The sequence below is a fragment of the Streptomyces sp. CNP082 genome (assembly GCF_059570535.1).
The window spans coordinates 1-6,442 of record NZ_JCANSZ010000119.1 but is presented as its reverse complement, the minus strand read 5'-3'; the positions used below and the strand labels follow the sequence as shown (position 1 = coordinate 6,442).

The following is a 6,442-nucleotide window of genomic DNA, read 5'->3' as shown; positions in this document are numbered from 1 at the left end:
GGTGCGTCGGGGGACTGCGGGCCGCCGGTGCTCGGCCCGCCGCGGCGGGCCGCCGTACGGGAGCCCGCGGCAGCCCGGCCGTCCGCGGATCCGTCCTGGCCGGGCGGCAGACCCCCGGCTTCGCCGCCCCGGCCCGCGGCCGGGTGCCCGCCCGCCGGCGAATCCCCGGCGCCGCCGTTGCGCCGCGCCGCCGGGCGCTCACCCCCGCCTTCGTCCGCTTCGGACCGCCGGCCTCCCGCGCCGTGTCCGGCGGCTTCGCCCTCGACGTACGGCAGCGTCTCCGACGCCGGTCCGGCCTCGTTCTCCCGCAGCACGCGGGTGGCCGCGTCCGGCGGCGGGGGCGACGGAACCCGCGGGTCCGCCGGCCCCGCATCCGGCGAGGCGTCCGCGGCAGCCCCCTCCGGGCCCCCGGTGGCAGCCCCCTCCGGGCCCCCGGTGGCAGCCCCCTCCGGGCCCGCGGCGGCAGGCCGCTCCGCGGCGGCGGTCCGCTCCGCGGCCAGTGACGTCCGCAGCTCCGCCGCCGTGGGCCTGTCCCCGGGATCCCTCGCCAGGCAGGACGTGATCGTCGTCCGCAGCCCCGGCGGCAGCATCTCCAACCCCGCCAGGTCAGGCGCCTCGTGGACGGTGCGGTACAGGACCGCCGCCGGGTTGCCCGTGCCGTACGGGCGGCGCCCCGTGGCCGCGTACGCCAGCACGCACCCCAGCGCGAACACGTCGCTCGGCGGCCCCGCCCGGCCGCCCGCCCTGATCTGCTCCGGCGCGAGGTACCCGGGCGTGCCGATCACCGCGTCGGGCGCCGTCAGCGCCGTCGACCCGGAGTCGTGCGCGATACCGAAGTCGATGAGCCGCGGCCCGTCGAGCGCCAGCAGCACGTTGCCCGGCTTGACGTCCCGGTGCACAAGACCCGCTGCGTGCACCTCCGCCAGCGCCTCCGCCAGCCGCGCGCCGAGCGTGGCGACGGGGTACGGCGGCAGCGGCCCGTAGCCGTCCACCGCTTCCGCCAGCGCGGGACCCGGCACATACGCCGTGGCCAGCCACGGCGCCCGGGCCTCGGGGTCGGCCGCGGTCACCGGCACCACCCAGCGGCCCGTCAGCCCCGTCGCCAGCCGCACCTCGCGCCGGAACCGGGCGCGGAACGCCGGATTCGCCGCGTGCTCGGGCCGGATGACCTTCAGCGCCACCAGCGTGCCGTCGCCGCCTCGCGCCAGGTAGACCACGCCCATGCCGCCCGCGCCGAGGCGGGCGAGCAGCGTGTGCCCGCCCAGCTCGTCCGGGTCGTCCGCGCGCAGCGCCCGCATCGTCCGCCCTCCCCGTCAGGAGCCGGGGAGCGCCGCCGGACCGACGTAGCCGAACCGGCCGCCCTCGACCCGGTAGTGGTGGAGCTTCCCCTGCTCGATCTTCCTCTCGTCGTCGAAGCTGTACGTGGTCGTCAGCCCCTTGAACCGGGCCCCGGCCAGCGACTCGGCCAGCCGCTCGCGGGTGGGTTTGCGCCGGCCCTTGCGCGTGACGGCGGTGAGGCGGTCGGCGATCAGCCGGGTGACGTCGTACGCCTCCGCCGCCCACGGGCCCGGCGCCTCGCCGAACCGCTTGCGGTGCGCGGCGGCGAAGTCCCGTACGGGATCCGCCTCCGGGCCGGCGTACGGGGTCAGCGCCTGCCAGCCCGCTGCCGCGTCCGCCGCCGCGGCGGTGAACGGGCCGGCGGCGGCCGGCTCGTCGACGAACCGCGGCCCGTCGAAGCCCCGCTTCGCCAGCTCGCGCGCGACCGCGGCGGCGCGTTCGGGGGTACCGGTGTAGTAGAAGCTGTCGACGCCGTGGTCGAGGATGTCCGCCACCACCGGGCCGAAGTCGTCCTCGTCCGCGGCGGCGGGCACGATGCGCAGGTACAGGTCCACTCCCAGACCGGCGGCCCCGTTGTGCGCGATGCTGCTGTGCTCCCAGGCGCGGACCCCGCCCGCCCGGTCGGTGAGCAGCCCCACGTGTGCCGAACCCTGGCTGATGAGCGTGAACACGGTGGCGTAGGAGGCTTCCAGGCTGAGGGAGGTCGTGTGGAAGTACGACTTCGGCTCCCCGGCGGCCAGCGCCGCCTGCGCGGCGCTGAACGACCCCTCCGAGACCGTCAGCACCGGCATCCCCGCGCCCTCGTACACGTCCAGCGCCGCCTGGGTGGAGGCGTACGCGGTGGGGCCGAGGACGGCGAGCACGTCGCGCTCGCCGGTCAGCCGCCGGGCCACGCTGAGCGCCCGGGCCGGGTCGCCGCGGTCGTCGGCGACGGCCAGTCCAAGCGTGAACGGCTTGCTTTTCCGGGCGTTGAACTGCTCCACCGCCAGCCGGGCCGCCCGCTCCTGGGCGACACCGGCGGCCTTCTGAGGGCTGGTCAGGTCCGCGTGCAGCCCGATGGTCCAGCGCGGGCCGCCCGGCTTCGCGGGCGGGTCGCCGTCGTCGCGCAGTGCGGCCCACAGCGCGGTGCCGCCGCCCGCGGCGAGGAGCACGGCGCCGCCGCCGGCCAGCGCGAGGACCCGGCGGCGGCCGGGGCCGGCGGACCCGGCGGCGGCGGTGGTGTCCAGGCCGCCGGCGGTGTCCGCGATCCCGATCCCCGCATCTCCCGGGTCCCCCGCTTTCCCGGCGGTTTCCGCTGTCTCCCCCGTCTCCGCCGTCTCCGCCGGCGCCTCGGAGACCTCGGTGGGCTCGACGCCGGGCAGCCGCAGCATCTCCTCCGACCGCTCGGCGACCATCCGTACGACCGCGTCCGGCAGCCAGTCGATGTCGCTCTCCGGCGCGTCCGCCTCCAGCCCGGTGTCCAACTCGGCCGCGGTGGGCCGCGCTTCGGGCTCCTTGGCCAGGCACCGTACGAGCAGCGCCCGCAGGCTCTCGTCCGCGATGCCGCCGAGATCCGGGTCGTCGTGCACCGTGCGGTACAGCAGCGCTTCCGCGGCGCCGCTGCCGAAGGGCAGCCGGCCGGTGGCCGCGTACGCCAGCACGCACCCCAGTGAGAAGACGTCGCTCGCCGGCCCGACCTGCCGCGCCCGCGCCTGCTCCGGGGAGAGGAAACCGGGCGTGCCGACGACCATGCTGTCCGACGTCAGCTCCGTCTCCTCGGCCGCCGTGGGCCGGGCGATGCCGAAGTCGATGAGCCGCGGGCCGTCGAGCGCGAGCAGCACGTTGCCGGGCTTGAGATCGCGGTGGACCAGGCCGGCGTCGTGCACCGCGGCGACCGCGCGCGCCAGCACCTTGCCCAGCACCCGCACGCCGTGGTCGGGCAGCGGGCCGCACGCGGCGACCGCCTCGGCCAGCGAAGGCCCCGGCACGAACGCCGTCGCCAGCCACGGCGCGTCGGCCTCGGTGTCGGCGTCGAGCACGGGCACCACCCACGGGCTGGCGACCCGGCGGGCGGACGCCGCCTCGCGGCGGAAGCGGGCCCGGAACTGGGGCTGTTCTGCGTACTCGGGCTGGATGACCTTCACCGCGGCCGGGGCGCCGGCCGCGGTCCTGGCGAGGTAGACCACGCCCATGCCGCCGGCGCCGAGCCGGCCCAGCAGCCGGTTCCCGCCCAGGTGCGCGGGGTCGGTGGGGAGCAGCTCCTCCATCACGCGCCCCCCTTCGAACCGGCGGTGCCGTCAGGGCCGTCGCCGTCCCCGTCGTTGCCCTCGCCGTCCTCGCGGGCGATCGCGCCCTCGGCCCGCAGCATCATCGTCGCCGCGGGCTCGACGCTCAGACCGTTCACCTCGGCCTCGGACCGACCGGCGCCGCCGCAGACGGAGACGCCGACCACCACCGGGCCGAAGGTCGACTGATCCCAGGAGTACGGGTACGGCCCGCCCCGGCTGTCGCTGACACACGCACCGCGCTCGGAGAGGGAGTCGTCGCTCGTGTCGTTGGCGCCCTCACCGCGCGCGACGGCCAGCGAGATCAGGTCCGTCAGCCGCTCGCCGGCCCGCAGGGTCTGCTCCGGGCAGCCGACCGCCTCCTCCAGCATCCGCGCCTGCTCCCACGCCGCGTCCAGGGTCGTGCGGTGCACGGTCACCGTGGCCGACAGCCGGAGCGACCCCTTGCCGCCCTCCGCGGGGACCTCGTAGTAGCGGGTGAGCGTGGCCAGTACGTCGTCGGGCAGCTCCTCCGTGCGCCAGGCGCAGTTCTCGGCGAGCACCGTCCAGCGGGACGGGTCGCTCTCGTGCGGCGTCGCCGGCACCGCGTCCGGGCCGAACAGCTCCGGCTCCGCGATGACGTCCTCGATCAACTGCTGTGCCTGCGCCGCGGTGTGGGGGACCCGCTCCGGGGCGGGCGTCGGGATCTCCGTCGGCTCCGCGCCGCCGCCGTCCCCCGCGTCCACGCTCCTGATCGGGCCCGCGGTCCCTTTCCCCTCGGGCTCGCTCCCGCTGTCACAGGCCCCCGCGCCGCCGGCGAGCAGCAGTCCGAGTAAAACCGCCGGAACCCCCCGGCGGCGTACGCGTCTTCCGTACGTCACGATCCCCACCCCAGTCTCCCGCGGCCCCCGGAGCCCCACCGACCCTGCGTCACGAGGCGGCCACCCATACGGATGCCGCTCCGGTGCCCGGCGGTTCCGCGCCGGGCACCGGAGCGGCACGCCGTCTTGGATCCGAACTCTACAAGGGCGCCGGCGTGGGCTTACAGAGGGTTCTTGATGTTGTCCAGGGCGTAACGGAGAGGCTAGCGAGGTGCCGCGAGTACGTCGCGGAGTACGTTTTCGAGCGTGACGCCGGCCAGCTTGTGTCTCAGGGTCTCCTCGATGTCCGCGTAGACGCCCTGCATCGCCGGCTGGATGCCGTAACCCACCACGCATCCCTGGTCCGGGGTGGTGCGGTGCATGGCGAACAGCGGGCCGGTCTCCACTGCCTCGTACACATCGAGCAGGGTCATGGATTCCAGCTCGCGCGTCAGCGACCAGCCCGCGCCCACGCCCCGCCGGGACTCCACGAGCCCGGCTCTGCGCAGCTCGCTGAGCAGCCGTCTGATCACCACGGGGTTGGTGTTCGCGCTGCCGGCGATCTGCTCGGAGGTGGCGACCTCGTGGCCCTGGCGCTGGTAGAGGCCGATCCAGGCCAGCGCGTGGGCGGCAAGGGTCAGCCTGCTGTTGGCACTCATGATCCCTCCTCCCAGTCGCAACGCTCTATGTTACGACAGTCGCGGTCGTAACAGATATGGTTGCAACAGTCAGTCGTAACAATTACAGTTACGACTGCTGGGAAGAGGGTCAATCAACGGGGAGAGAAGCATGAGCAAGCCACTGACGGGCAAGGTCGCCCTGGTCACCGGGGGCTCGCGCGGACTGGGCGCCGCGACCGTACGACTGCTGGCCGAGCAGGGCGCCGACGTCGCCTTCACCTATGTCAGCTCTGAGCAGAAGGCGCAGGCCGTCGTCGACGAGGTGCAGGCCAAGGGAGCCAAGGCCGTCGCCTTCAAGTCCGACCAGGCGGACACGGGCCGGGCGCCGGCGCTGATCGACGACGTGGTCGCGCACTTCGGCGGCCTGGACATCCTCGTCAACAACGCCGCGATCACGATGGCCAGCACGGTGGACGACCCGGACGCCGACACCGCCGCCCTGGACCGGATACACGCCACCAACTACCTCGGCGTGATCGCCGTCACCCGGGCCGCCTCCCGGGTGCTGCGCGCGGGTGGCCGCATCATCACCGTGAGTTCCGGAATGGGCTCCCGGGCCGGTGTCCCGGGCGTTGCCGACTACTCGGCGACCAAGGCGGGGGTCACGAGGTACACCCTGGGGGTCGCACGGGACCTCGGGCCCCGGAACATCACGGCCAACGTCGTGGAGGCCGGAATGATGGAGGGCGGCATGGAATTGCCGGACCCCGAGACCCTCAAGGCCCTGGTCAGCTCGCTGTCTCTGCAACGCGTGGGCCACCCCGACGAAATCGCCGCGGCGATCGCCTTTCTGGCCAGCCCCGCCGCGTCGTACGTCACGGGCGCGGTGCTGGACGCCCACGGCGGCTACAACGCCTGAACCGAGTCCCTGGTGGGCGCCCCGAAGGACACCGCGCCTTCGGGGCGCCGACCGCCGGCAACCCGCACGTGCGCGGACACGGCGTGCGCCGTGTGCGTGCCGTTGTCGTCGGACATGCGTCTTACCTCCGGACAGACGTGATTGCCGCATCGGCACGGCGGGAAATGGAGAGGCGATCGGTCGCCATCCGCGGGCAGTTCTGTGAACACTCGTCTCACCGGGCACCTCCATTACCCTCGGTGTCGGGGGCGCTACGCTCCCGTGATCTCGGAGGTCCGGCCAGACGCCCGGGGTGGGCCAGCACTAGGTTCTGTTTCTCGGATCATGTGCGGAGCCAGATGGCCAGGGCTGCGACGGTGATGGTCCCGAGGTAGACGTAGGCGCGTTTGTCGTAGCGGGTGGCCACGGCCCGGTGGTTCTTGAGGCGATTGATCGCCCGCTCGACGACGTTGCGCTTCTTGT

The 6,442-nt window shown here is 74.5% G+C and carries 5 protein-coding genes and 1 pseudogene; 1 reads left to right on the top strand and 5 read right to left on the bottom strand.

Going from position 1 to position 6,442, the window contains the following annotated elements; genetic code table 11:
• The 4 genes from B124_RS36680 to B124_RS36665 all read right to left on the bottom strand — a co-directional run.
• Positions 1-1,298: serine/threonine-protein kinase (locus B124_RS36680; protein WP_496507356.1), on the bottom strand; the 1,298-nt coding region annotated here is incomplete at its 3' end.
• 15 nt (positions 1,299-1,313) lie between these two features.
• Entirely contained in the window at positions 1,314-3,584 is a 2,271-nt protein-coding gene (locus B124_RS36675) for a bifunctional serine/threonine-protein kinase/ABC transporter substrate-binding protein (RefSeq protein WP_496507355.1), read from the bottom strand.
• Positions 3,584-4,327: a hypothetical protein gene (locus tag B124_RS36670; RefSeq protein ID WP_496507354.1), complete on the bottom strand. Its 744-nt coding sequence runs from the start codon at positions 4,325-4,327 to the stop codon at positions 3,584-3,586. Before B124_RS36670 ends, B124_RS36675 begins: the two co-directional genes overlap by 1 nt.
• A gap of 338 nt (positions 4,328-4,665) precedes the next feature.
• Complete coding sequence (locus B124_RS36665) at positions 4,666-5,100, bottom strand: Rrf2 family transcriptional regulator (protein ID WP_496507353.1); 435 nt, start codon at positions 5,098-5,100, stop codon at positions 4,666-4,668.
• A gap of 130 nt (positions 5,101-5,230) precedes the next feature.
• Here B124_RS36665 and B124_RS36660 point away from each other — a divergent pair, with 130 nt between their 5' ends.
• Positions 5,231-5,980: an SDR family NAD(P)-dependent oxidoreductase gene (locus B124_RS36660; protein ID WP_496507352.1), complete on the top strand. Its 750-nt coding sequence runs from the start codon at positions 5,231-5,233 to the stop codon at positions 5,978-5,980.
• 322 nt (positions 5,981-6,302) lie between these two features.
• Here the strand turns inward: B124_RS36660 and B124_RS36655 are convergent.
• Positions 6,303-6,442, bottom strand: a pseudogene (locus B124_RS36655) (IS5/IS1182 family transposase); the annotation flags it as partial.

Excerpts from the sequence above, each read along its gene's own strand:
- B124_RS36675 (WP_496507355.1), bottom strand. The coding sequence starts at position 3,584 with ATGGAGGAGCTGCTCCCCACCGACCCCGCGCACCTGGGCGGGAACCGG.
- B124_RS36665 (WP_496507353.1), bottom strand. The coding sequence starts at position 5,100 with ATGAGTGCCAACAGCAGGCTGACCCTTGCCGCCCACGCGCTGGCCTGG.
- B124_RS36660 (WP_496507352.1), top strand. The coding sequence starts at position 5,231 with ATGAGCAAGCCACTGACGGGCAAGGTCGCCCTGGTCACCGGGGGCTCG.